The following is a 23,739-nucleotide window of genomic DNA, read 5'->3' on the forward strand; positions in this document are numbered from 1 at the left end:
AGTGAACCGGGCGGAGTGAGCGCGGGACCCCGGTCGGAGCCGGAGGAATCGGCCGCGCGCCCGTTTTCCGGACCACCGCCCGCGGGATTATCGACAACGGCGCTTACCCCTTTCTCTAGCGCCGGATCGCCCCGCGTCCTCCGCCGCCGCCCGCCGCACCCGCGCCCCCGACCAATCACGCAAACGACCCCAACGCGATAGTTCGGACACCTCTTCCCCTTTATCGGTCCATTCACCTTTCGCGCGCGCATTCACCCCGGCCCCGCGCCGCCTGGACGACCGGCGACCGGATCGCCCCGCCCGCCCCGGAATGCCCGTCCAATTCGGTCGGAACGCAACGGCGAAAGGTCGACCGAACCGCTTGCGAAGAACGCGCCCACCTCCATCGATTCATTCGGGAAAAGGGCGCGGAAAGCGTGTTTCACCGCCGCCGCTCCGGGGGCATGGACGCAGGCGCGGCCGCCCTTCCCCGGCGGCGGGACCCCCGAAGGCAGAAAAGGACACGCATATGCGCGAATACACCGCACCGGCCCTCACCGACCTCGGCGACTTCCGTGACACCACCCGCGGATACGGCCCCATCCCCATCTACGACGGCATCACCTTCGGCATCTTCTACTGACCGACCCGCCCCGGGCGGCCCGGACCGGCTCCGGGCCGCCCACCGGGCCGCTCCGCCCGCCCCTGCTGAGGAGACGCGTGCACGCACCGCCGACCTGGTTCGCCGTCCTCCCCGACACCGACGACGCCGCACCGGCGGCCCGGCTTCTGACGGCCGCCGCCGACCGCGTCGTCCCGCACGCCTCCGGCCGACCCTGGCTCGTGGGCACCTGGGGGCCCGGCGAAGCCGCGCTCGTCATCGCCGGGCCGTCCCGGCTCGCCCTCATCGGCCGCTCCACCGCCGGTGCGGCCGTCCTGGAGGCCGCCCTGGCCGGCGGGCTCGACCGCCTCGGCGAGCGCACCCGCGCGCTCGGCGGGTGCTTCCACCTGGTCGCCGCCGTCGGCGGACGGGTGTGGGCGCGCGGGTCGGCCTCCGGGGTGCGGCGCCTCTTCCACGCCGACGTGCGCGGCGTGCGGGTGCTCGCCGACCGGGCCGACGCCCTCGCCGCCCCCGGAGCACCGGTCGACCCCGCCGCCGTCGCGCTCCGCATGGCGGTCCCGTCCCCGGGCGAGGGCCTGGAGCAGGCGGTCCCGCTGCGCGGCGTGGACGCCGTGCCCACCGACCACGCGGCCGTGCTCGGCCCGGACGGGTCCCTGCGCCTGACCCGGTGGTGGGAGGCGCCCCGGCCCGCGCTCTCGCCCGAGGCGGGCGTGCCCGCGGTGGCCGAGGCGCTGGAGGAGGCGGTCCGCGCCCGCACGCGCGCTGCGGGCACGGTCGGGTGCGACCTGTCAGGGGGCTGGGACTCCACGTCGCTGTCCCTGCTCGCCGCCCGCAGCACGGAGCACCTGGTCACCTACCGGTGGGACTCCTCCGACCCCGGCGACGACGACCCGGTGTGGGCGGAACGGGCGCGGTCGCTGCTGCCCGGGGCCGTGCACCGGGTGGTCCCGGCGGACGGGCTTCCCCGCTGGTTCGCCCGCCTCGACACGCCCTCGCCCGCACTGGACGAGCCGCTGTCCTGCATCAGGCTGCGGGAGCGCACCCTGCATTCGGCGCGCGACCTCGCCTCCCACGGGGCCCGGCTGCACATGAACGGCCAGGGCGGGGACGAGCTGTTCGCAGGCAACTCCGTCCACCTGCACGCCCTCGCCGCACGGGCGCCCCTCACCGCCCTGCGGAGGGCATGGGGCTACCGGGCCCTGCTGCGCTGGCCGGTGTGGGCCACCGCCCGCGCTCTGGCGGACCGGCGCGGGCACGCCCGCGCGCTGCGCCGCGCCGCCGACACCCTCGACGCCCCCGCCGTGACGCCGGGGGCACCCCACTTCGACTGGGTCTTCCCCGCCCGGCTCCCTCCGTGGGCCACCCCGGACGCCCGCGAGGCGGCCGCCGGGCGCATGCGCACCGCCGCCGCGACCGCCGCACCGTCGGCCCCCACGCGCGCCCAGCACGTGAAGGTCCAGGCGGTGCGCAGCTCCGGCTGCACGATGCGCCTCGTCGACCAGCTCTACCGGAGCGCGGGCGTCGAACTGGCCACCCCCTACCTCGACGACACCGTCCTGGACGCGGTCCTGAGCATCGACGGCACCCGCCTGTGCGACCCCTACCGGTACAAGCCGCTGCTCGCCGAGGCGATGCGCGGCGTGCTTCCCGAGGACCTGCTGGAGCGCCGGACCAAGGGCACCTTCAGCGGCGACGCGTTCGCCGGGCTGAACGAGCACCGTTCCGCGCTCTTGGCGCTGACCGAGGACATGCGCCTCGAACGGCTCGGCCTGGTGGACCCGCGCGCGCTGCGCGCCGCCATTACCGGCCCGCACACCGGGACCGGCGGCCTGGCCGCGATCGAGGCCACGCTCGGCGCGGAGAACTGGCTGCGGCAGAAGCGGAGGCCGCAGGCCCCCGCTTCGCCGCCTTCCCCACCGCAGACGAGGATCGGAGAGGCGACATGACCGCACTGGCCCTACGGCCCGAAGTCTCGACCACCCCCGCAGGCGAGGGCATGGTGCTGCTCGACGAGCGCAGCGGCCGCTACTTCCACCTGAACGGCAGCGGGGCCGAGATCACCCGGATGCTCCTCGGCGGTACCGACGCCGACGAGGCCGCGCGGCGCCTCGCCGAGCGCTACGACCTCAGTCCGGAACGCGCGGCGGCCGACGTGGACGGCCTGATCGCCGCGCTCGAAGGCGCGGGGCTGGTGGCACGGTGAGCATCCCCGTGGCGATGCCGGGACGGTGGCGGCCGCCGNGGATGGCCGGGCGCGCGGCGGTCCTGGCCGCGCTGCTGCTGTCACGGAGGCCGCCCGAGCGCATCCGGCGGCTGCTGACGCTGCTGCGGCGGCGGGCCCGCCCCGCGACCGTGGCCGAGGCCTACTGGGCGCGGGACACGGTCGTCGCGGTCAGCGCGCTCTGCGCAGGCGAGGGGTGCCTGCCGCGTTCACTCGCCACCGTGCTCCTGTGCCGGCTGTACGGGGCCCAGCCGACCTGGTGCACCGGCGTGCGTACCGAGCCCTTCAGCGCACACGCCTGGGTCGAGGCGGAAGGGGTCCCCGTCGGGGAGCCCGCACCGCCCGGCACCTACATGCCGCTGATGAGGGTCTGAAGGGGCGCCCGGGGACCCCTGGCATAGGGTTCCCGGGATGCTCCACCGCAGCCGTCCCCGCACCGCCGCAGCGGCGCTGGCCGCATTCGCGCTGGTGCTGGCCCCGGCGGCCGCCCCGGGCGCGCTCCCGCCGTCGGCGCCCGCCGAGTACGCGGTCGAGGGGCTCGGCGAGGCGGTGGAGATCCGCGTCGACCACTGGGGCGTGCCGCACATCTACGCCCGCAACGACGACGACCTGTACTTCGCCCAGGGCCTCAACGCCGCGCGGGACCGGCTGTTCCAGATCGACCTGTCCCGGCGCCGGGGCCTGGGCCTGATGGCCGAGGCCTTCGGCCCCGAGTACGCCGAGCGCGACCGCGCCGCCCGGCTCTTCCTCTACCGGGGTCCGATGGAGGAGGAGTGGGCGGCGTACGGGCCACGCGCCGAACGCATCGCGGAACGCTTCACCGACGGCGTCAACGCCTACATCGACTGGCTGGAGGACAACCCCGCCCGCCTTCCCGAGGAGTTCCAGGAACTCGGCTACCGCCCCGCACGCTGGGCCCCCGAGGACGTTGTGCGGATCAGGACGAACGCGCTCGCGGGCAACTTGTTCAGCGAGGTACGGCGCGCGCGGGTCGCCTGCGCCGCCGATACCGCGACCGACCGGGCGCGGATCCGCCTCCAGCCCGGCCACACACCCCGGGTGCCCGACGGGTCCGATCCCTGCGCGCTCCCCTCCGGCGTCCTGAGGGCCTACGCACTCGCGGTCCAGGGGCCGACCACGGCGCCGCCGTCCCCGACCGCCGGGGCCCCGTGGGCCTCTGAGGGCAGCAACGCCTGGGCCGTGGCCCCCGAGCGCACCGAGACCGGGCGCCCGATCCTGGCCGCCGACCCGCACCGGGCGCTCACCGTCCCGTCGCTGCGCTCCATCGCCCACCTGTCCGCACCGGGCACCGACGTGATCGGGGCGGGCGAGCCGTCGATGCCGGGTCTGGCCCTGGGGCACAACGGGACGGCGGCGTTCGGCCTCACCTACATGTCCGCCGACCAGGAGGACCTGTACACCTACCGGCTACACCCCGACGACCCGCGCCTGTACCGCTACGGCGGGGGCTGGGAGCGGATGGCCGCCGTGCGCGAGCGCATACCGGTCCGGGGCGCCGACCCCGTCGACACGGAGCTGCTGTTCACCCGGCACGGCCCGGTCGTGCTGCGCGACGAGGACGCGGGGACCGCCTACGCGGTGCGCACCACCTGGAACTGGCCCGGCACCGCCGCCTACTTCGGCGCCATCCGGCTGATGCGGGCCCAGGACCTGGGCTCCTTCCGGGAGGCCGCCGAATCCTGGGGCGGCCCGCCGCTGACCTTCGTCTACGCCGACGCCTCGGGGACGGTCGCCCGGGTGTCCGCCGGGGCGCTTCCCCTGCGCCCCGACCACGACGGGCTGCTCCCCGTCCCCGGCGACGGCCGCTACGAGTGGTCGGGACCGGCCGATGGGGCCCTGCTCCCCTGGGAGGCCGACCCGGAGGAGGGGTTCGTCGCCGCCGCGAACGAGTACACCCCGGCGCCGCGGCTGCCCGGGCCCGTCGGATACGAGTGGCCGTCCTCCTACCGGTACCGGCGCATCACCGACGTCCTCGCCGCCGACGGCGCCTTCGGCGCCGGGGACGCGATGGCCCTGCAGAACGACCGGCACAGCCTTCCCGCCGACGTGCTGGTACCGATGCTCCCCGCCCCCGGCGGCGGAGCCACCGCCCGGGACGGCGGGGGCGGCGGAGACGGCGGGGACACCGAGGCGGCGCTGGGGCTCCTGCACGGCTGGGACCGGACGGCCGCCGAGGACTCGGCGGGGGCCGCGCTCTTCGAGACCTGGCTGACCCGGCACCTCGCCCCGGCGTTCTACGACTCCCGCGTCCCCCGACGGGCCCGCCCGCTCGTCGGCCTGACCACCACCGAGACGCTGGTGCGCGAGGTGCGGGCGCTCGACCCGGACGAGCGCGAGGAGCTGCTCGTCTCCACCCTCACCGACGCCTACGGCGAGGTCTCCTACCGGCTCGGCGGCGACCCGTCGCTCTGGCGCTGGGGCGACCTGCAGTGGACCCTGTTCGAGCACCCCGCCGGGGAGCACATCGGCCCGCTCCCCCGGGGCGGCGCGTGGGACACCGTCGACGTGTCCTCCTACCGGCCCGAGGACTTCGGCCAGGCCGCCGGGGCCTCCTTCCGGATGGTGGCCGACGTGGGGGCGTGGGACCGCTCGTTCGCCGCGAGCGCGCCCGGCCAGTCCGGGGACCCGGCCTCGGAGCACTACGACGACCTGCTGCCCCTGTGGCGCCGGGGCGACTACTTCCCGCTGCTCTACTCGCGCGAGGCCGTCGAGGCGAACACGGCCCGGACCGTCCGGCTGGTGCCCGCCCCGGAGGGGCGGGCGGGGGGTCAGGCGGGCGGCTCCGCCCCGATCTCCGGCCCGAGGTAGCCCGCGAGCAGCCGGGTGAGCTCGGCGACGATCACGGCGCGCCGCTCCTCGTCGGCGCCCATGACCATCGGGAAGACCCCCTGGACGGTCGCGATGCACATCGAGGCCAACAGCTCCATGCGCGCCGGGTCGGCGCCGGGGGCGCGCAGCAGGAACACCTCCTTGAGCCGCCGCCCGATGTCGGCGCGGATCGAGGACGCCACCCGCTCCAGGCGCGGCGAGGCCGCCGACCCGTGGAACAGGACCCAGAACGCGGGGCGCCTGGTCTTGAACTCGGAGAGGCCGCTCAGCACGCTGCCGACCAGCTCGTCGGCGCTCAGGCGGGCCGTCTCGTCGGACAGACGGGCGTCCCAGAACTCCCGCGAGGTCGCGGTGTAGCGCTCGACGAGCCCGTCGAGCACCTCGTCCTTGTTCCGGAAGAACTGGTAGAGCGAGCCCGGCGACACCCCGGCGCGCGCGGCGATGGCGTTGGTGGTGGCGTCCTCGAAGCCCTGGTCGGCGATCACCTCCTCGGCGGCGTCCAGGATCTGTGCCATCCGGCGGAGCCCGCGCTCCTGGCGGCGCCCCCCGCGCCTGCCCTCCGCACGCTCCTCCGCACGGCCCTCCGCGCCGTCCTCCGCGCCGTCCTCGGACACACGTCCTCCTCGCACCCGGCATTGCTTTTACGAGCGATCGCTCGTATTTTGAAGCGGCCACTGAAACACGAGCAATCTATCGCCTTCACCCCTCGAGGACGGATCCCGTGTCCCTGTCCCAGCGCCTCGCCCGGCTCGGCCGCCTCTGCGCCCGCCGCCCCCGGACGGTCCTGCTCTGCGGCCTGCTGCTGTTCGCCGCGCTCGCCGCGGCGGCCGCGCCCACCGCCTCGTCCCTGGTGCTGTCCCGCTTCGAGGCGCCCGGATCGGAGTCCGACCGGGTCGCCACCGCGCTCACCGAGGACTTCGGCACCGGCCGCACCAACATCACCGTGGTCGTCACCGTCAAGGACGGGGACGTCGACGCGCCCGCGGCGGCCGCGGCCGGGGAGCGCCTGACCGAGCAGGTCGCCGCCTACGACGGCGTCCTGGACGCCTCCTCGTACTGGACCCGGGACCGCGCCCCGACCCTGCGCAGCGAGGACGGGGCCCAGGCCCTGGTCCTGGCGAGCGCCCCGGGCGACGCCGACCGGGTACGGCGCGAGGTGCTGCCGGGGTTCCTGGAGGAGTTCACCCGCGACACCGCCGCCTACACCTCGCAGGTCGGCGGCGGCGAGGCGGTCTTCCTGGACGCGAGCACCCGGGCCGCCTCCGACTTCGCCCGCGCCGAGGCCGTCATCTTCCCGGCCGTCTTCCTCCTGCTCCTGCTCGTCCTGCGGAACGCGGCACTGGCCGCCGCGCCGCTGGCGGCGGGCGTGTTCACCATGGCGGGCACGCTCGCCCTGCTGCTCCCGGTGGCGATGGCCACCGAACTGTCGACCTTCGCCCTCAACATCACCCTGGTCATGGGGCTGGCGCTCGGCGTCGACTACTGCCTGTTCCTCATCAACCGCTTCCGGGAGGAGCTCGCCGCCGGACACCCGGTGGCCGACGCGGTGGAGACCACGACCGCCACGGCCGGGCGCACGGTCGTCTTCAGCGGCCTGACGGTCGCCGCCTCCATGGCCGTCCTCCTGGCCCTGCCCTTCGACTTCCTGAGGTCGTTCGCCTACGCGGGCATGGCCGTCGTCGCCGCGGGCACCACCGCGTCGGTCGTGTTCCTGCCCGCCTTCCTCGCGCTGCTGGGCACGCGCGCCTCCCGCCGCTTCGGCAGGCCCGGCGGCTCCGCGGCCCCCGGCGGCTTCTGGGGGCGCACGGCCGAACGGGCCATGCGGCGCCCGGTCGCCACCGGCGGGGCGGTCCTGGTGCTTCTGCTGGTCCTCGCCGCGCCCGCCACCGGCCTGCGGCTGGGACTGCCCGACGAGCGCGCGCTGCCCGAGGACGCCCCGTCCCGCCAAGCCCAGGAGCAGATCTCCCAGGGGTTCTCCGCGGAGGCGGCCGACACGCTGCACGTCCTTCCGCGGGGCGAACGCCCCGCCGACGACGAACTCGACACCCACGCCGAAGCGCTCTCGGCCATCGACGGGATCGCCCGCGTGGAGACGCCGACCGGCGTGTTCGCGGACGGCGCCCGCACGACGGGCCCCGACGGACTCGGCGAGCAGCGTTCCCGCTACGACAACGGCGACCGTGCGCGCATCGCCGCCGTCCCCACCGCCGAACGGCTCGACGAGGACCCGTTCGGGCTCGTGCAGGAGGTCCGGTCCTCCCCCGCCGCCTACGCGTTCGACGTGGGCGGCTACCCGGCCGACCTCGTCGACTACCGCGACTCCCTGGCCGACCGGCTGCCCCTCCTCCTCGCCCTCGTGCTGGCCACCGGGTTCACCGTCCTGTACCTGCTCACCGGGAGCCTGCTCATCCCCGCCAAGGCGACCCTGCTCAACCTGCTCTCGCTCGGGGTGATGTTCGGCGTCCTGGTCTGGGGCTTCCAGGACGGCGGCCTCGCCGCCGTGCTGGGCTTCACCCCACCCGGCGCCCTGGACCCGAGCTTCCCGATCCTGATGTTCTGCATCGCCTACGGGCTGTCGATGGACTACGAGGTGTTCATGCTGGCCCGGATCAAGGAGGAGTACGACCGCACCGGCGACACCACCGCCGCCACCTCCGCCGGGCTCCAGCGCAGCGGCCCCCTGATCTCGGCGGCCGGGGCCATCCTCGCCCTGTCCTTCGCGGCCTACGCCACCTCCGGGGTGATGTGGCTCCAGATGCTCGGGACCGGGCTCGCCCTGGCCATCCTGGTCGACGCCACCCTGGTGCGCGCCCTGCTGCTGCCCGCATCCATGCGCCTGCTGGGGCGTGCCAACTGGTGGGCGCCGCCACCGCTGCGCCGCCTCCACCAGCGGATCGGCGTCTCCGACTGACGCACCGACGCCACTGACGGCGAAGGCCGGTGATTCAACGGATGTGCGGCGCCACCGCTTCAACGCACACTCGTGTCCCCCGGCCGCTCACGGGAGAACACACTCCCCACGGCCCCCTGAGGGCGGCCGGGATCGTCAACCAGCACCCCCCACGATTGGGAGACGATCCGTGTCCATCGAAACCATCCCGCACACCGGCGGCGCGCGCTGGGCGCGCGCCGCCGGGACCCTCCTGGCGGCCACGGCCCTGGCGCTGGGAGGCGGCACCGTCGCCTCCTCGGCGCACGCCGCCCCGCTCCCCGCCGAACCCGCCGCGCAGGACAACCCCCACGAGCGCGGCCCCGACCCGACAGAGGACTCGATCGAGGCCCCCCGCGGCCACTTCGACGTGGACGAGGACCGCGTCTCCTCCCTCAGGGTCACCGGCTTCGGCGGCGGGACCATCTACTACCCGACCGACACCAGCGAGGGCACGTTCGGCGCCGTGGCCATCTCCCCCGGCTACACGGCGAGCCAGTCCTCGATCTCCTGGCTCGGCCCGCGGCTGGCCTCCCAGGGCTTCGTGGTCTTCACCATCGACACCCTGACCCGCTACGACCAGCCGAACAGCCGGGGCCGCCAGCTCGAACGCGCGCTGGACTACCTGGTGGAGGACAGCTCGGTCGCCGACCGGATCGACCCCGACCGCCTGGCCCTGATGGGGCACTCCATGGGAGGCGGGGGGACGCTGGCGGCCGCCGAGGACGACCCCGACCTGCAGGCCGCCATCCCGCTCACCGGCTGGCACACGCAGAAGACCTTCGACCTCGACGTGCCGACGCTGGTCGTGGGCGCCGAGAACGACTCCGTCGCCTCGGTGCGCACGCACTCCATCCCGTTCTACGAGAACATGCCCCGCGGCCTGGACAAGGCCTACCTGGAGCTGAACAACGCGAGCCACTTCGCGCCCAACTTCTCCAACACCACCATCGCCAAGTACAGCATCTCCTGGCTGAAGCGGTTCGTCGACGACGACCTGCGCTACGACCGGTTCCTGTGCCCGGCGCCGGGGACCGACTTCGACATCTCCGACTACCGGTCCACCTGCCCCTACAACTGAGCAACCGCGTGAGGTCCGCCTGAGCCGGAATGCGAGCGGGCGGCCCGGCGGACATCCGTGGAACCACCGGTCCCGCGCCCACCCCCCTGGGCGCGGGACCGCGTGCTCTGTACGGTGCACGCGTGACCACCCCATCCCCCCGCCACCCGCCCGTCCTCCGCGGGCGCACCCAGGAGACCGGCGCGGTCACCGCGGCGGTCGGCGCCGCCCGCGAGGGCCGCGGCGCCGCCCTGCTCGTGACCGGCGCGCCCGGACTCGGCCGCACCGCACTGCTCGACCGCGCCGAGCGGTCGGATACGGACCTGGTCCTCGTCCGGGCCGACGGCGTCCGCGCCGAGGCCGACATGCCCGGGGCCGGGCTCCAGCGCCTGGTGCGCCCCCTCGCCGACCGCGTCGGCGACCTCCGCGACCTGCACGCGCGGGCGCTCGAAGAGGTCCTCGACGGCGGTGAGGGCCGCGCCCCCGCCACCGCGGCCGCCCTGCTGGCCCTGTTCACCGCCGCCGCCCGGGAGCACCCCGTGCTGTGCGTGGCCGACGACGCGCACCTGCTCGACACCTCCTCCCGCCAGACCCTCGCCGCGGTCGCCCGCCGGACCGGCGGCGAGCACCTCGCGGTCCTGATGTCGGCCCCCACCGCGGCCGACCCGCTCCTGACCGGCGTCCCGGAGCTCCCGCTGCGCCCCCTGGACCGCCGCGAGGCGGAGGCCGCCGCCTCCGACGCCGCCCCCGGGGCCGCCTCCCACGTGCGTGCGGCGCTCGCCCGCACCTGCCACGGCAACCCGCTCGCGCTGCGCGGGTTCCTCCGCCTCCTGGGGCGGGCCCACCTGACGGGGGGACGCCCCCTGCCCGACCCGCTCCCGCTCGACGAGCGGCTGCTGGAGGCGCACCGCACCGCCCTGGAGGCACTGCCCGAGCGCACGCGCGACCTGCTCCTCCTCGCCGCCGCCGAACCCGGCGCCGGGATCGACGCCCTGGTGGCCGCCGCCGACGGCGAGGCGTCCGTGGCCGACCTGGCCCCGGCCGAGGAGGCCGGTGCCGTGCGCGCGGACGGCGACAGGCTCCGGTTCCCCGACCCCGTCCTGCGCACCGCCGTGTACCTGCTGGCGCCGGTCGCCCGGCGGCGCGGCGCCCACGCGAGGCTGGAAGAGGTGTTCAACGCCGAGCACGCCCCCTCCCGGCACGCACGCCACCGGCACCTGGCCGCCCCCGAATCCGACACGGCGCGCGCCGACGCGATGGCCCGACTCGCCGTGCGCGCACGCGCGCTGGAGGGCGACGGCGCCGCCGCCGCGGTCCTGGAACGCGCGGCGCGCCTCACCCCCGACCCGCACGACCGGGCGTTCCGGTTCGCCTCCGCCGCGGACGCGGCCTGGCGCAGCGGCCGGCCGGACCGGAGCGCCGACCTGCTGGCCTCGGCCGGGCCACCGGGGGCGACCGGGCCCGCCGGAGCCCGGGTCGACATGGTGCGCGGCCACCGCATGCTGCTCAACGGCGACGCCTTCGACGCCGCCGACACCCTGGTCTCGGCCGCCGACCGGCTCGCGCCGCACGACCGGGCGCTGACGGTCGAGGCGCTCGTGCACGCGGCGGACGCGGCCTCGTTCGCCGGAGACCCCTTCCGCCACCACGACGTGGCGCAGCGGGGCGAAGGGCTGGTGCACGAGGACGACCCGGACGAGATGCACTTCGGCATCGCGTTCCTGCAGGGCTGCACGCTGTCCTTCCAGGGGCACTACCCCGAGGCGGCCGAACACCTGCGCACCGCGGTGCGCCTCGCGCGGCGGATCGACGAGCCGCGCCTGCTGAAACGCGCGTCGGTGTGCGCCCTCCGCCTGGGCGACGCCCGGCTGGTCCGGGACCTGGCCTCCCGGTCGGCGGAGACGGCGCGCAGGCGCGGCGCCGTCGCCCTCATCCCCCAGGCGCTGCAGTTCCTGGTCTACGCCGAGTTCTGGACCGCGCGGCTGCCGTCGGCCGTGGGAAACGGGATGAAGGGGCTGCGGCTGTCCCGCGAGACCGGGCAGCCCAACTGCGCCACCCACCTGCTGGCGGGGCTCAGCCTGCTCGCCGCCATCCAGGGCGACGAGAGCACCTGCCGCGCGCGGGCCGAGTCCGTCCTGGAGAGCGGCCGCCGCAACGGGCTGGGGCTGCCCGTCGCCCTGGCCGAATGGGCCCTGGCCCTGCTGGAGATGTCGCAGGGCGACGCGGTGGCCGCGTTCACCCGCCTCAAGACGCTCGCCCACGCCGAACCCGGGCGCGGGCACCCGACCATGCGCGTGCTCACGGCCCCGCTCTTCGTCGAGGCGGCGGTGCGCAACGGCGCCGAGGACCAGGCCGAGGTCGCACTGGCCGGGTACGAGCGGTGGGCGGAGGGGTCCGACAGCACGAGCGGGCGTGCACTGGTGGCCCGGAGCCGGGCGCTGCTCGCGCGCGCGGGCGACTCCCGGGACTACGCGGCCCACTTCGAGGAGGCGCTGAAGTTCCACCGGTCCTGCGCCGACGACGAGGTGGAGCGGGCCCGTACGGCGTTCCTCTTCGGTACCGCGCTGCGCAGGGAGCGCGATCCCGGCCGCGCCTACGTGCACCTCCGGGACGCCCTGGAGTCCTTCGAGCGCATGGGGGCGCGCGTGTGGGCCGAGCGGGCGCGCGCCGAGCTGCGGGCCAACGGCGCCCCGGACGCGCGGACGTCCGCGCCCTCACCGCTGGACCTGACCGAGCAGCAGCGCAGCATCGCCCTGCTCGTCGCGGAGGGGGCCACCAACCGGGAGATCGCCGCGCACCTGTTCCTCAGCCCGCGGACCGTCGAGTACCACTTGCGGGCCGTATTCCGCCGCCTGAACATCCGATCCCGTGTGGATCTGGCGCGTCTGATGCGCTGACCTGCCGACTCCTCCGCGCGGCGCCCCGGGCGGCGCGCGGTCCGGCCCTAGGGTGGGGCGCAAAGGCGGCGATTCCGCCACCCTCGGGGCCGGAGAATCCGCCGTCCTCGGCGCCCGGAGCCGATAGGGTTCCCTTGCGATCGCCGCATCCCCGTCACGCGGAACGAGAGAGGCATTGCCGTGTCCGAAACGGTTCGCTTGGTCTGCCCGGTGGGTCGCAAGCAAGGGGAGATCGGGGCCGGGGCCGTTCTCATCGCACTGGCGGCGCTGGCCGTCGCCGTGTCCCCGGACCACTGGGCCAATCTGGTCCTCGGCGGTCTGCTCGCCCTGTGCGGCGCCGCGCTCATCGCGCACGGCCTGACCCTGCGCGCGCCGGTGCTGGAGGTCGAGGACGGCGAGTTCCGGTACATCCGGGGCCGCTACATCGTGCGCATCCCCTTCTCCGACATCGGTTCGTACTATCTGCTGTCCGGGCGGACGCGCTCGCTGGGCCTGTGCGACATGGCGGGCCGCCCGCGCGTGTTCCCCTCGACCGAGGGGCGCCGCGCGAGCCGCCCGTACCTGCCGCTGACCGGCATGACGTCGCGCCACAAGGTCGACGCCTTCATGGCCGGGGCGGGCATCCCGCAGCGGGACCGCTCCCTGACCACGGGAGGGTAGGCGGCGCGGGGCCGCGTCAGGGCACCGCCGACCCCGACCCGGGTTCGGCGCGCTCGTAGGCCCGCCCCGCCCGCAGGAGCACCCCGTCCCCGCCGGGCGCCCCGATGAGCTGCATTCCGATCGGCAGGCCGCGGCGGTCGCGGCCGACCGGAAGGGTCAGCGCGGGGCCCCCGGTGAGGTTGGCGGGGGCGCACAGGCGCACGTAGGCGTCGGCGACGCCCTCGGTCGTGCCGTCGGGCCAGGCGACCTCCTCCTGGCCCGCCCGCACGGCGGTGACCGGCACCGTCGGAGCGGCCACCAGGTCGACGCCGGTGAACAGCCGCGCCCAGGCGCGCGCCATCGCCGTCCGTGCGCGCTGGGCGCGCAGGTGGTCGGCGGCGGTCACCGCCGTGCCCGCCTCCAGCAGGGCGCGGACGTCGGGCCCGTACAGCTCGGGGGCGGTGCGCAGGGTCGGCTCGTGGTAGGCGGACGCCTCGGGCACCATCAGGCCCCAGTGCGCCGCCTGGACGTAGCGCCCCATCGGGACCTGGACCCCGACGGGCCGGGCCCCGAGTTCGACCAGGCGGTCGGTGGCGCGCCGGACCGCGGCCTCGACGTCGGGGTCCACACGGTCGAAGAAGTAGTCCTGCGGGACCCCCACGCGCAGCCCCTCCAGCGGCGCGCCGCCGTCGGGCTCCTGCTCGCCGGCCGCCTCACCGGCCCACTCGGGGGCCAGGGCCGAGAGCGCCAGGGCCGCGTCCCGGACGGTGCGGGTGATGGGGCCGACGTGGTCGAGGGACCAGGACAGCGGTGTGACGCCGCGCAGGGGGACCAGCCCGAAGGTCGGCTTCAGGCCGACGACGCCGTTCAGCGCGGCGGGGACCCGGATGGAGCCGCCGGTGTCGGTGCCCAGGGCGAAGGTCGCCGCCCCCGAGGCCACCGCGACGGCCGACCCTCCGCTGGACCCTCCGGCGACCCGGTCGCGGTCCCGGGCGTTGCGCGTCTGCGGGGTGGTCAGGCCGTAGGCGAACTCGTGCGTGTGGGCCTTGCCGACCAGCGCGGTCCCGGCCGCCGCCAGGCGCTCGGCGACCGCGCTGTCGGCCGCGGCCGTGTGCTCCGCGCGCACGCGCGAGCCCGCCCCGGTGGGCAGTCCCGCGACGTCGATCAGGTCCTTGAGGGCGACGGCGGTGCCGTGGACGGGGCCGAGCAATCGCCCGTCCGCGGCGTCCCGCTCCGCCCGCCGCGCCGCCCGGCGGGGGGGGGCGGGCCNCGGCGGGCGCGGTCGGCCGTCACCGCCGCGTAGGCGCCCAGGTCCGGCTCCACCTCGCCGATCCGGGCCAGCACCGAGTCCACCAGTTCGACCGGGGACATCCGCCGCTCGCGGATCGCCGCGGCGGCGGAGGCGAGCGTCATCTCATAGGGCTGCACCGGGGGGCTCCTCCCTCGGGTCGAACGGGTCGAAGGCGGCCGCGGGCCGCGCCTGCGCCAGGTCCGGGTGCGTGTCCAGCTCCCGCAGGACCGCCAGGACGGTGCGGACGTGCTCGGCGGCGGCCGCTCCGGCGGCCGACATCGGCACGGGGTCGTCCGGGGGCATGTCCGGCCTCCTTAATGCAAAGATTTTGCTTTAGTGCGACCCTAGAGCCCCGCCCCCATAAACGCAACTTCTTAGCTTTAGCGCGGCCCCACCGGCCCCGTGACGACGAGAGGGGCCCCGCCGTTCGGCGGGGCCCCTCTCCCGGCCACCGGGGGCCGGACGTACGCGGATCGGCCTCAGAACTCCAGGCCCTCGGCGTCGTCGCCCATCCAGCCCTCGAGGACCTCGGGGTTCTCGGACAGCCACTCGCGGGCGCCCTTCTCCGGGTCGTCCTCGTTGTCCACGCGGACCTTGGTCAGCAGGCCCGCGAGCTGCTCGTCGCTCAGCTCGAACGCCTGCATCCACTCGGCCACCTCGGGGTGGTCCCCGGAGAAGCCCTCGCGCCCGGCGACCTTGATCTCCTCGGCCTCGCCCATGGCGCCCTCGGGGTCCTCAAGGTCCTTGAGGTCGTACTGGTCGTAGGCGGCGTGCGGGTGCCACAGGGTGACCACGATCGGCTCCTCATCGGCGATCGCGGTGTCCAGGGCCTCCAGCATGCTGGGCGTGGAGGACTCGAGGAGCTCGTACTCGTCCTCCAGGCCGTAGGCCGGCATGGCCTCGTCCTTGGTGACGCTGGTCAGGCCCGCGCCGGACTCGATGCCGACGATCTCGCCGCCGAAGGTGTCGCCCTCGCCCTTGAGGTCCTCGATGGAGTCGATGTCCTCCATGTAGGACGGCACGGTGAGCTGAAGCGAGGCGTTGGTGTTCCAGGCGCCCAGGTCCTCCAGGCTGTCGCCGTACTCCTCCCAGTAGGACTCGTGGGTGACGGGCAGCCAGACGTCCATGAAGAGGTCGATGTCGCCTTCGGCCAGGCCCTGGAAGGTGGGGGCGACGTCGACCTCTTCGACCTCGACGTCGTAGCCCTTCTCCTCCAGCACCGCCTTCCACAGATGGGTGACGGCGATGTCCTCGTCCCAGGCGATCATGCCGATGCTGATCTTCTCGCCGCCGCCGTCGCCCTCCTCGGGGCCGGTGGCGACGTTCCCGCCGCCGCCGCAGGCGCCTGCGAGCAGCAGGGCGGCCGAGGCCGCGCCCACCGCCGTGAACCGGGGGAAGCGCTGGGAATTGCGCATGTCCATCTCCTCCTTGTGGTTGGGGATGTGCAGAGGGAAGCGGGGGGCGTCCGAACGGACGGCACGGGTGCGGGGCCGGGTCAGCGGGCGGCCGCGGCGGCCCGCCCTGCGGGGGAGAAGCGGGTGATGGCGGCGGTGAGCCGGTCCAGGTAGATGGCCAGGACCACGACGGCGATGCCGCCCTCGAAGCCGACCGGGACGTTGCCCTGGGCGATGCCGCGGTAGACGTCGTTGCCCAGGCCGCCGGCGCCGACCATCCCGGCGATGACCACCATGGACAGGCTGAGCATGATGATCTGGTTGACCCCGGCCATGATCGTGGACAGCGCCAGCGGCAGCTGGATGCGGCGCAGGATCGCCCAGTCCGGGGCGCCGAACGCCTCACCGGCCTCCACCAGCTCCTTGTCGACCTGGCGGATGCCCAGCTCGGTCAGGCGCACCCCGGGCGGCATGGCGAACACGACCGTGGCGATGACGCCGGGCACCGCGCCGATGCTGAAGAACGCCACCGCGGGCAGCAGGTAGACGAAGGCCGGGAGGGTCTGCATGAAGTCCAGCACCGGGCGCACGACGGTGCTGAAGCGGTCGCTGTAGGCGGCCAGGATGCCCAGCGGCAGCGACACCACGATGGCCACAGCGGTCGCCACCAGGATGAGCGCCAGGCTGGACATGGCGTTGTCCCACTTGTCCATGCTGATGATCAGCAGGAAGCCGAGCACCGTGAACAGCGCCACGCGCCAGCCCACGACCACATAGGCCAGCAGGACGAACAGCGGCAGGACGACCAGCGAGAGCTGCACGCCCAGGGTGAAGTGGGCCAGGGTGACCGCGAAGAGCGCCACGCAGGTCAGTGCGGCCAGCAGCTCCTGGCGGGTGCCGCGGCCGTAGGTGAAGCTCAGCACCACCAGGGCGGCCAGCAGAAGCAGGGCCAGCAGCAGCGGCGGATACACGTACTCGGCCTGGTACAGGCTCATCGCCGGGCTGAAGACCGCCGCCGGCATCGACCCGACGACGGCGGTGGCCGCGCCCCCGGCGAGTTCGGCGATGTACAGCACGGCCCACACGGCGGCGGCGATCCCCACCGGCCGCAGGTGGCCGCGGCGGAGCAGGCCCGCCGCGATGACGGCGCAGGCGAGCAGGGTGAACTGGGTCGCCGAGGTCTGGGCGAGCAGGGTGGTCAGGGCGTCCACGCAGGCGCCGATCACCGCGCCCAGGACATCGAACAGTCCGCTGAGGTGGGTGCGCAGCCACTCGATGGAGGCGTCGAAGGAGTCGCCGACGGGCAGCCGCGGGACGGGGACGGTCATCGGGTTCACGAGCGGCTCCCCTCCATCGCGAGTCCTTCGAGCAGGGCGGTGCGCGGGATCACACCGAGCATCCGGTCCTCCTCGTCGACGACGGCCAGCGGCCGCTCCGAGCGCGCGGCGGCCGCGAACAGGTCGGCCACCAGGGTGGTGGGGGCGGTCGTGTCCTCGACCGGTTTCACGGCCTCGGCGATGTCGTCGGCGCCCCCGTCCTGAGCGGCCTCGGCGTCGTCGGCCGAGACGGCGCCCAGGAGGCGCTCGTCGGCGTCGAGCACGAAGCAGAAGTCGCGGTCCTGCTCGCGCATGGCCCGAAGAACCTCCTCGGGGCCGTCGGTCGGGGCCGCGCAGGGGGCGGCGGGCACCATCACCGACGCGGCGGTGAGCACACGGGTGCGGTCGACGTCCTCGGTGAAGGTGGCGACGTAGTCGTTGGCGGGGTGGTCCAGGATCTCCTGGGCCGTGCCGATCTGGGCGACGCGGCCGTCGCGGAGCACGCAGATGCGGTCGCCCAGGCGCATCGCCTCGTTGAGGTCGTGCGTGATGAACACGATCGTCTTGCCGAGCGAGGCCTGCAGCTCCAGGAGCTGCGTCTGCATGTCGCGGCGGATCAGCGGGTCCAGGGCGCTGAAGGCTTCGTCCATGAGGATGATCTCGGTGTCGGCGGCCAGCGCGCGGGCGAGGCCGACGCGCTGCTGCATGCCTCCGGAGAGCTGGCCGGGGAGCTTGTCCTCCCAGCCCTGCAGGCCGACGAGCTCCAACGCCTCCTGGGCCTTGGCGTGCCGCTCCTCGCGCGCCACGCCGCGGACCTCCAGGGCGTAGGCGGCGTTCTCCACGACCGGACGGTGCGGGAACAGCGCGAAGTGCTGGAAGACCATGCTGACCTTCTCGCTGCGCACCTTGCGCAGGTCGGCCTTCTTGAGCCCGGTGATGTCGGTGCCGTCGATCTCGACCGTGCCCGACGTCGGCGGGAGCAGGCCGTTGAGCATCCGGATCAAGGTGGACTTTCCGGACCCGGACAGGCCCATGACCACGAAGATCTCGCCCGGCTCCACCTCGAAGGAGGCGTCGATGACGGCGGCGGTGACGCCGAGGTCGGCGATCTCGTCGCGGTGGCGCCCGTCGGAGAGCGCCTCGACGGCCTCGGCCGCCCGCCTCCCGAACACCTTGTAGAGATTCTCTGCGCGTACTGCTGGCACGGTCTCCTCTTCGGCTCCCTCATCGGCTGCGTCGCACTCGGGACCGGGGGTGAACGGGGGCGGGGGACCCGTTCCTTAAGTCCTGTTTATGCCGAAGTCGCAGGCTAACGAGGAAGTCTGACCAGTTCACATGAAATGGTCACGCCCAAATAACACGTTTAACCGGCAGCGCGACGGCCATCCGAGGAAGTGCCGCGTTCCCAACACCGGAGACCCGCCGGGATGTGATCCGCACCACACGGCCATCGAATGTGAAACACATCACTTCCATGCGCAACACAGCAGGTCAACGCAACTACATGCCGTGACCTCGCACCCGTCGCCCGTTCCCGCGACGGGGCTGGGAGGTCTTGGGCGGGTGGCATAGAGTCGAAAGGGTGACGCACTCACGGATAGTCGCCATACTCACCGTCGCCGGGTTCCTCGCGGCGATGTGGATCTTCGAACTGTTCGACTCGGTCATGGGCGGGACCCTGGACGCGGCGTTCGGGCTCCGCTCGTGGGACACGGGCGCGCCCTGGACGATCGTCACGGCCCCCTTCATGCACGCCAACCTCGGCCACCTCATCAGCAACTCGCTGCCGTTCCTGGTGCTGGGGTCGCTGGTGGCCCTGAGCGGAGGTCTGGGCCGGTTCATCTGGACGACGCTCATCGTGGCGGTCGTGAGCGGCGTGGGGGTGTGGCTGTTCAGCCCGCCCGGCGTGCTCACCGTCGGGGCGAGCGGGCTGGTGTTCGGCTACTTCGGCTACACCGTGCTGCGCGGGATCGTGGAGCGCAGGACCATCGACATCGTCATCATGATCAGCGTGGTCGTCTTCTACGGGACGCTGATCTGGGGTGTGCTGCCCCAGCAGGAGGGGGTGTCGTGGCAGGCGCACCTGTTCGGCTTCGCCGGCGGGCTGCTGTCGGCCTGGCTGCTCCCCAAACGCGACCGGCCCCGGGCCGCACCGCAGCCCTCCGCCCCTTCCTCCCCCTACCGCTTCTGAGAGCCTGCTCCCGGCCTCAGACCTTCGCCCTCCCGAAGTTCAGGTACGCACGGGAGGGCGTGGGGCCGCGCTGGTCCTGATAGCGCGAGCCGTAGCGGGGCGAGCCGTAGGGGTGCTCGGCCGGGGAGCTGAGGCGGAACATGCACAGCTGGCCGATCTTCATGCCCGGGTAGAGCTTCATCGGCAGGGTGGCCACGTTCGACAGCTCCAGGGTGACGTGCCCGGAGAAGCCGGGGTCGATGAACCCGGCGGTGGAGTGCGTGAGCAGCCCGAGCCGCCCGAGGGAGCTCTTGCCCTCCAGACGGCTGGCGATGTCGTGCGGGAGGGTGACGACCTCGTAGGTGGAGGCCAGCACGAACTCGCCCGGGTGCAGGATGAACTCCGAGTCCGCCTCGACCTCGACCAGCCGCGTGAGACCGGGCTGCTCGACCGCGGGGTCGATGTGCGGGTACTTGTGGTTCTCGAACACCCGGAAGTACCGGTCCAGGCGGACATCGATACTGGACGGCTGGATGAGCCCGGGGTCGTAGGGGTCGATCTTCACCCGCCCGGACTCGATTTCGGACCTGATATCACCATCGGAGAGCAGCACGGAACCGAACCTACCTGCTGCGACGAGCACCCGGACCGCCCACCGCCCGACCAGGCGGCCCCCGCGCCGGTTACCGCTCCGCTCCGGAGTCCGCTATGCTGGTCCCCGTTGGCAGCCGCAAGGCGGCCCGACGCGGATGTAGTTCAATGGTAGAACTTCAGCTTCCCAAGCTGATAACGCGGGTTCGATTCCCGTCATCCGCTCCATAAAGAGAAGGCCAGGTCAGCCGGTAGATTCCGGGACCTGGCCTTTGTCGTTTCGCCGGTCGGGACCAAGCGTCGTGCCCGCTGCGTGCCCGTTGCTCAGACGCGAGCGCCGACCATCGGCGGGTCATCATCGTCGCCGTCGTCCTCGTCGCTCCCCTCACGAGCCTTGCGAAGCTCTTCCGCCGCCCGCTCCCCGATCCGGTCCGCCAACTCCTGCGCCCTCTCGTCGCGCGCGTGAAGGTAGATCAGCGCCGCCCGAGTGGTCGAGGACCCATCCTGTTCTTGAGTTCCCGCAGGGAGGCGCCAGCCTCAGCGGCGTAAGTGTTCCCCGTGTGCCGGAGGTCGTGCCGGTGGATCCCTTGCACGCCCGCATCGTCGCAGGCGTCCGCCCAGTACTTCGAGAAGTTGCTTCGACGCAGTTGGTTGCCGCGGACACCGACGAAGACGAACCCCTCCTTTCCGGGAGCCGAGTACTCGTCCAGGTGCCGACGGAGGTCATCGACGATCAGCGCGGGGAAGCCCGCCACGAGTTCACCATCGCCCTCACCGCCTGCCCCGTCTCAGGGGAACCGCGGCCCAGCAGCGAGTCCGAGGAAGTCCTCTGGCTCCCGAAGGGGAAACTCGCCGAGCTGACCATGGACCGGTCCATGCGCCTGCGCATCGACCACTTCCTCCAAGGCGGACCCACCCGCATCGGATGACCTCGGTCGCCCTCCGCCAGGTGATCAGGCGCGGGTACCGGGCTCCATCGAGCGGCTAGAAGCCGGTGGTAGGCGGTCCGAGGCGGCGACCGCCACCTCTGTCGGCGCCACCTCCGGGTCCTCGGACCCGCCATTGTGGTCCCCGGCCGCGGCTCGGCGAATGATGACCGGACCCGGACATCCCCGATATCCCCAGGACAGACACCGGCCACTTCACGCCCGCCCCCGTCCCACGCGTATTTCCGCACATACGATCATGCGCGCGGCCCAGGCAATACCTACAAATCCGCTGGTGAGTGGCCACTTGCCGCCTGCTTCCTCCAGATCTAAGGTCCTGCTCGGCTCGCGAGTCCGTACACCGGATCACGTGACTCACGTTCGTGTTTCACGGACGCGACCGGCTACAGCCACTGCGAAACCTGGGGGCCTGGGTCAACGTGATTACGATTACCGGACTCAGTAAACGGTTCGGCTCGAACAAGGCCGTCGACAACGTGTCCTTCTCTGCCACGCCCGGCCGGGTCACGGGGTTCCTCGGCCCCAACGGCGCAGGCAAGTCCACGACCCTTCGCATGCTGCTGGGCCTGGATCGCCCGAACTCCGGCACTGCGCACATCGACGGCGTCCCCTACAGCAGGATCGAGCAACCGCTCCGGTCCGTCGGCGCCCTGCTCGACGGTGCCGGGCCGGTGCCTGAGCGGCGTGGCGCCGACCACCTGCGCTGGATCGCCCAGTCCAACGGGGTCCCGCGGAATCGGGTGTCCGAGGTCCTGGAGCAGGTCGGCCTCTCCCACGCGGCGAAGACGCGGGTGCGCAAGTACTCGCTGGGCATGAAGCAGCGATTGGGGCTGGCCGCGGCGCTGCTCGGCGAGCCCCGTACGCTCGTCCTCGACGAGCCCGCCAATGGACTCGACCCCGAGGGCATCCGCACGGTCCGCACGTTTCTGCGGTCCTACGCCGCCAAAGGCAACACGGTGCTGCTGTCGAGCCATTTGATGGGCGAAACCGCGGAAACCGTCGATGACGTGGTGATCATCAATCGCGGCAGCATCATCGCCCAGGGGCCGCTCGCCGACGTCACTGCCGGCCACTCCTCGCTGGAGGAGGCGTTCTTCGCGCTCACCGGTGGCACGCAAAGCGAAAGGTGGTGAGGACCGTGATCGGCGTCGTACGCTCAGAACTCACCAAGATCACCTCATTGCCCAGCGTCCTGATCGCCACCGCGGTTCTGTTGCTGCTCGCCGTGGTCGTGCTGCTCCAACCGCTTGGCATGCTCTCCGACTCTCTCGCGGGCATGCGTCCCGACGGGACCATCGAATTCTTCACCGGCCACCGACAGCAGGCCGAGTCCCTGGTTCTCGGACTGCTGGTGGCATCCTCGCTGCAGCCGGGGTTGTTCCTGCCGATCATCGGCGCCATCATCGCCGGACAGGAGTTCCGATCCGGCCACCTGGGCGTCAGCGTCTCGGTCGTCCCACGCCGAGGGAAGCTCGTCGTCGGCAAGGTGATCGCGACCGCGCTGTACGCCCTCGCCGTCGGCGTCGTCCTCGCGGCGCTGTCGACATTGTTCATGTATCTGGGGGTCCGTGACTGGAATCCCGGCATCCTGTGGAGCGCTGAGGCGCTGGCCGGGCAAGGGCGATTCCTGCTGTACGCGGTCACGGCGACCCTGATCGGATTCGCCGTCACACTGGTGGCCCGACGCACCCTTGTGGGGATCATCGCCGTCACCGCCTTCATCGCGCTGACGATGGCGCAAGTGTTCGCAGCCGTACCGGCCATCGACGCACTCCTGCCGTTGAGCGCCGCGCGCAACCTGCTTCTTGAGCCCACGACCAACGTCCTCAGCGCGAGTCCACTGCACGGAGCAGCCGTACTGACCGGCTGGGCGGCGGTCGCCGTCACCGGCGCCGCCGTCGCGGTCCGCCTGCGGGACGCCCGATGACGGCCGATGCCGCCACGGCAGCCGTCGGCCTGCGCAGACGCGACCTTTTCGCCGCTGAAGTGACCAAGATCGTCACGCATCCGGTGACGTGGCTGGCCATCGCGGCGACGCTGGTGCTCAATACCGGGCTGGACGCCGCCGCTGCGACCGACGCCGTCCGCATCGGCGCCGGTGACGGCGCTGTGGCACTCTCCGAGCTCGGTGGCGTGCTGATGGCGCCGGTCTACGTGTTCGTCCTGGTCGCGGTATTCGCGGCCGGAAGCGAGTACCACAATGGGCAACTGCGCGTGACGTTCACCGCGGTGCCCGACCGGCTGCGGCTGTACGCCGCCAAGCTCGCAGCACTGCTGGCCGTGACCGTGCCCGCAGCCGTTGCGGTGGTGACCCCCGGCCGCCTGGCCCTCCTGCTCGGAGAGGCGTCCACGCCGGATATCGCGGTGGAGCTTCTGCGCTGGTACGCGGTCTACGTGGTGCTGCCGGTGATCGGCTTCGGGCTGGCGATCGTCACACGCAACGTGGTGGCGCCGCCGACACTCCTGGTTCTGGCTCCCGTACTGGTCGCCACCGGCGTATTCCAGGTGCCGGAGGTGATCCGACTGCTTCCCCACGAGGCGAGCCTGAGTCTGGTCGGCACCCCGGCCTACAGTGTCACCGAGCTCCACCCGGGCGCGGCGGCGGCCGTCCTCGCCGGGTGGGGGGTTCTCGCTGCGGCGGCGGGCGGTTACTGCCTCTTTCGTCGCGACGCTTGAGCCGATGGTTCCCACCACACCCACCCGCCCCGGCCGGACCTGAGCTCCCACTCAGGAAAGAAAGCCCTGACCTGCGGTCCCAGATCGATCAGGCAGGGCATTTCTCTCATGTCCAGAGCGCAACGGCCGTCGATCTCGGACGACCTCGCCACCGTCC

General features: G+C 73.2%; 20 protein-coding genes, 1 tRNA gene and 2 pseudogenes. 15 read left to right on the forward strand and 8 right to left on the reverse strand.

All coding sequences use genetic code 11. From position 1 onward, the window contains the following. Positions 1-508 precede the first annotated feature (508 nt). The 5 genes from D476_RS37275 to D476_RS0105680 all read left to right on the forward strand — a co-directional run bounded on the left by D476_RS37275 (position 509) and on the right by D476_RS0105680 (position 5,651). Complete coding sequence (locus D476_RS37275) at positions 509-622, forward strand: keywimysin-related RiPP (RefSeq protein ID WP_017622995.1); 114 nt, start codon at positions 509-511, stop codon at positions 620-622. A gap of 77 nt (positions 623-699) precedes the next feature. Continuing rightward, the gene (locus D476_RS0105665; protein WP_017622996.1) at positions 700-2,547 is read left to right on the forward strand and encodes an asparagine synthase-related protein; all 1,848 of its coding nucleotides are present in this window, start codon (positions 700-702) and stop codon (positions 2,545-2,547) included. Further along, on the forward strand, positions 2,544-2,804 hold the full coding sequence (locus D476_RS0105670) for a lasso peptide biosynthesis PqqD family chaperone (RefSeq protein WP_017622997.1): 261 nt from the start codon (positions 2,544-2,546) through the stop codon (positions 2,802-2,804). The genes D476_RS0105665 and D476_RS0105670 overlap by 4 nt, the downstream gene beginning before the upstream one ends. A 41-nt stretch (positions 2,805-2,845) precedes the next feature. After that, positions 2,846-3,196: a lasso peptide biosynthesis B2 protein gene (locus tag D476_RS0105675; RefSeq protein WP_017622998.1), complete on the forward strand. Its 351-nt coding sequence runs from the start codon at positions 2,846-2,848 to the stop codon at positions 3,194-3,196. A gap of 37 nt (positions 3,197-3,233) precedes the next feature. Then, on the forward strand, positions 3,234-5,651 hold the full coding sequence (locus D476_RS0105680; RefSeq protein WP_017622999.1) for a penicillin acylase family protein: 2,418 nt from the start codon (positions 3,234-3,236) through the stop codon (positions 5,649-5,651). On the opposite strand, the gene D476_RS0105685 is transcribed toward D476_RS0105680, so the two are convergent. Next, on the reverse strand, positions 5,612-6,286 hold the full coding sequence (locus tag D476_RS0105685) for a TetR/AcrR family transcriptional regulator (RefSeq protein WP_017623000.1): 675 nt from the start codon (positions 6,284-6,286) through the stop codon (positions 5,612-5,614). The genes D476_RS0105680 and D476_RS0105685 overlap by 40 nt on opposite strands. A 107-nt stretch (positions 6,287-6,393) precedes the next feature. On the opposite strand from D476_RS0105685, the gene D476_RS0105690 reads away from it, so the two are divergent. The 4 genes from D476_RS0105690 (at position 6,394) to D476_RS0105705 (ending at position 13,218) form a co-directional block, all read left to right on the forward strand. Next, a complete protein-coding gene (locus D476_RS0105690; RefSeq protein ID WP_017623001.1) occupies positions 6,394-8,583 on the forward strand; it encodes an MMPL family transporter in 2,190 nt (729 codons plus the stop codon). Between the two features lie 169 nt (positions 8,584-8,752). Further along, the gene (locus D476_RS0105695) at positions 8,753-9,682 is read left to right on the forward strand and encodes an alpha/beta hydrolase family protein (protein ID WP_017623002.1); all 930 of its coding nucleotides are present in this window, start codon (positions 8,753-8,755) and stop codon (positions 9,680-9,682) included. A 122-nt stretch (positions 9,683-9,804) separates the two neighbouring features. Further along, complete coding sequence (locus tag D476_RS0105700) at positions 9,805-12,558, forward strand: helix-turn-helix transcriptional regulator (protein ID WP_017623003.1); 2,754 nt, start codon at positions 9,805-9,807, stop codon at positions 12,556-12,558. 198 nt (positions 12,559-12,756) lie between these two features. After that, positions 12,757-13,218, forward strand: coding sequence for a hypothetical protein (locus D476_RS0105705; RefSeq protein WP_017623004.1), 462 nt, complete (start codon positions 12,757-12,759; stop codon positions 13,216-13,218). Positions 13,219-13,234: 16 nt separating this feature from the next. Here the strand turns inward: D476_RS0105705 and D476_RS32265 are convergent, their stop codons facing one another. The 5 genes from D476_RS32265 to D476_RS0105730 form a co-directional block, all read right to left on the reverse strand. Beyond that, complete coding sequence (locus D476_RS32265) at positions 13,235-14,407, reverse strand: amidase (protein WP_239648607.1); 1,173 nt, start codon at positions 14,405-14,407, stop codon at positions 13,235-13,237. A gap of 204 nt (positions 14,408-14,611) precedes the next feature. After that, positions 14,612-14,791, reverse strand: coding sequence for a hypothetical protein (locus tag D476_RS0105715; protein ID WP_017623005.1), 180 nt, complete (start codon positions 14,789-14,791; stop codon positions 14,612-14,614). A gap of 176 nt (positions 14,792-14,967) precedes the next feature. Then, positions 14,968-15,909: a glycine betaine ABC transporter substrate-binding protein gene (locus tag D476_RS0105720; RefSeq protein WP_017623006.1), complete on the reverse strand. Its 942-nt coding sequence runs from the start codon at positions 15,907-15,909 to the stop codon at positions 14,968-14,970. A 74-nt stretch (positions 15,910-15,983) separates the two neighbouring features. Further along, the gene (locus tag D476_RS0105725) at positions 15,984-17,219 is read right to left on the reverse strand and encodes an ABC transporter permease (RefSeq protein WP_017623007.1); all 1,236 of its coding nucleotides are present in this window, start codon (positions 17,217-17,219) and stop codon (positions 15,984-15,986) included. Continuing rightward, positions 17,216-18,370 carry a betaine/proline/choline family ABC transporter ATP-binding protein gene (locus D476_RS0105730; RefSeq protein WP_017623008.1) on the reverse strand — a complete coding sequence of 385 codons (1,155 nt, stop codon included), beginning with the start codon at positions 18,368-18,370 and terminating at the stop codon, positions 17,216-17,218. Before D476_RS0105730 ends, D476_RS0105725 begins: the two co-directional genes overlap by 4 nt. 410 nt (positions 18,371-18,780) lie before the next feature. Between D476_RS0105730 and D476_RS32270 the strand changes: the two genes are divergently transcribed. Next, positions 18,781-19,389, forward strand: coding sequence for a rhomboid family intramembrane serine protease (locus tag D476_RS32270; RefSeq protein WP_152529234.1), 609 nt, complete (start codon positions 18,781-18,783; stop codon positions 19,387-19,389). A 16-nt stretch (positions 19,390-19,405) separates the two neighbouring features. Here D476_RS32270 and dcd read toward each other — a convergent pair whose 3' ends face one another. Further along, positions 19,406-19,981 (reverse strand): dCTP deaminase, encoded by a 576-nt coding sequence (gene dcd, locus D476_RS0105740; protein ID WP_026123269.1) that lies wholly within the window; start codon positions 19,979-19,981, stop codon positions 19,406-19,408. A gap of 132 nt (positions 19,982-20,113) precedes the next feature. Here dcd and D476_RS0105745 point away from each other — a divergent pair. Next, positions 20,114-20,187: transfer RNA gene (locus D476_RS0105745), tRNA-Gly, on the forward strand. A gap of 96 nt (positions 20,188-20,283) precedes the next feature. Here D476_RS0105745 and D476_RS40235 read toward each other — a convergent pair. After that, positions 20,284-20,723: pseudogene (locus tag D476_RS40235) on the reverse strand (tyrosine-type recombinase/integrase); the annotation flags it as partial. Here D476_RS40235 and D476_RS32280 point away from each other — a divergent pair. The 4 genes and pseudogenes from D476_RS32280 to D476_RS32285 form a co-directional block, all read left to right on the forward strand. Continuing rightward, positions 20,700-20,888, forward strand: a pseudogene (locus D476_RS32280) (NUDIX hydrolase); the annotation flags it as partial. The pseudogenes D476_RS40235 and D476_RS32280 overlap by 24 nt on opposite strands. 380 nt (positions 20,889-21,268) lie before the next feature. Next, positions 21,269-22,039 (forward strand): ABC transporter ATP-binding protein, encoded by a 771-nt coding sequence (locus D476_RS0105760; protein ID WP_338036232.1) that lies wholly within the window; start codon positions 21,269-21,271, stop codon positions 22,037-22,039. A gap of 5 nt (positions 22,040-22,044) precedes the next feature. Then, complete coding sequence (locus D476_RS0105765) at positions 22,045-22,833, forward strand: ABC transporter permease (protein WP_026123271.1); 789 nt, start codon at positions 22,045-22,047, stop codon at positions 22,831-22,833. After that, positions 22,830-23,582 carry a hypothetical protein gene (locus D476_RS32285; protein WP_017623015.1) on the forward strand — a complete coding sequence of 251 codons (753 nt, stop codon included), beginning with the start codon at positions 22,830-22,832 and terminating at the stop codon, positions 23,580-23,582. The genes D476_RS0105765 and D476_RS32285 overlap by 4 nt, the downstream gene beginning before the upstream one ends. The last annotated feature ends 157 nt before the right edge of the window (positions 23,583-23,739 follow it).

Origin of the sequence: Nocardiopsis chromatogenes YIM 90109 (assembly GCF_000341185.1) — a bacterium.
Classification (GTDB): Bacteria; Actinomycetota; Actinomycetes; order Streptosporangiales; family Streptosporangiaceae; genus Nocardiopsis_A; species Nocardiopsis_A chromatogenes.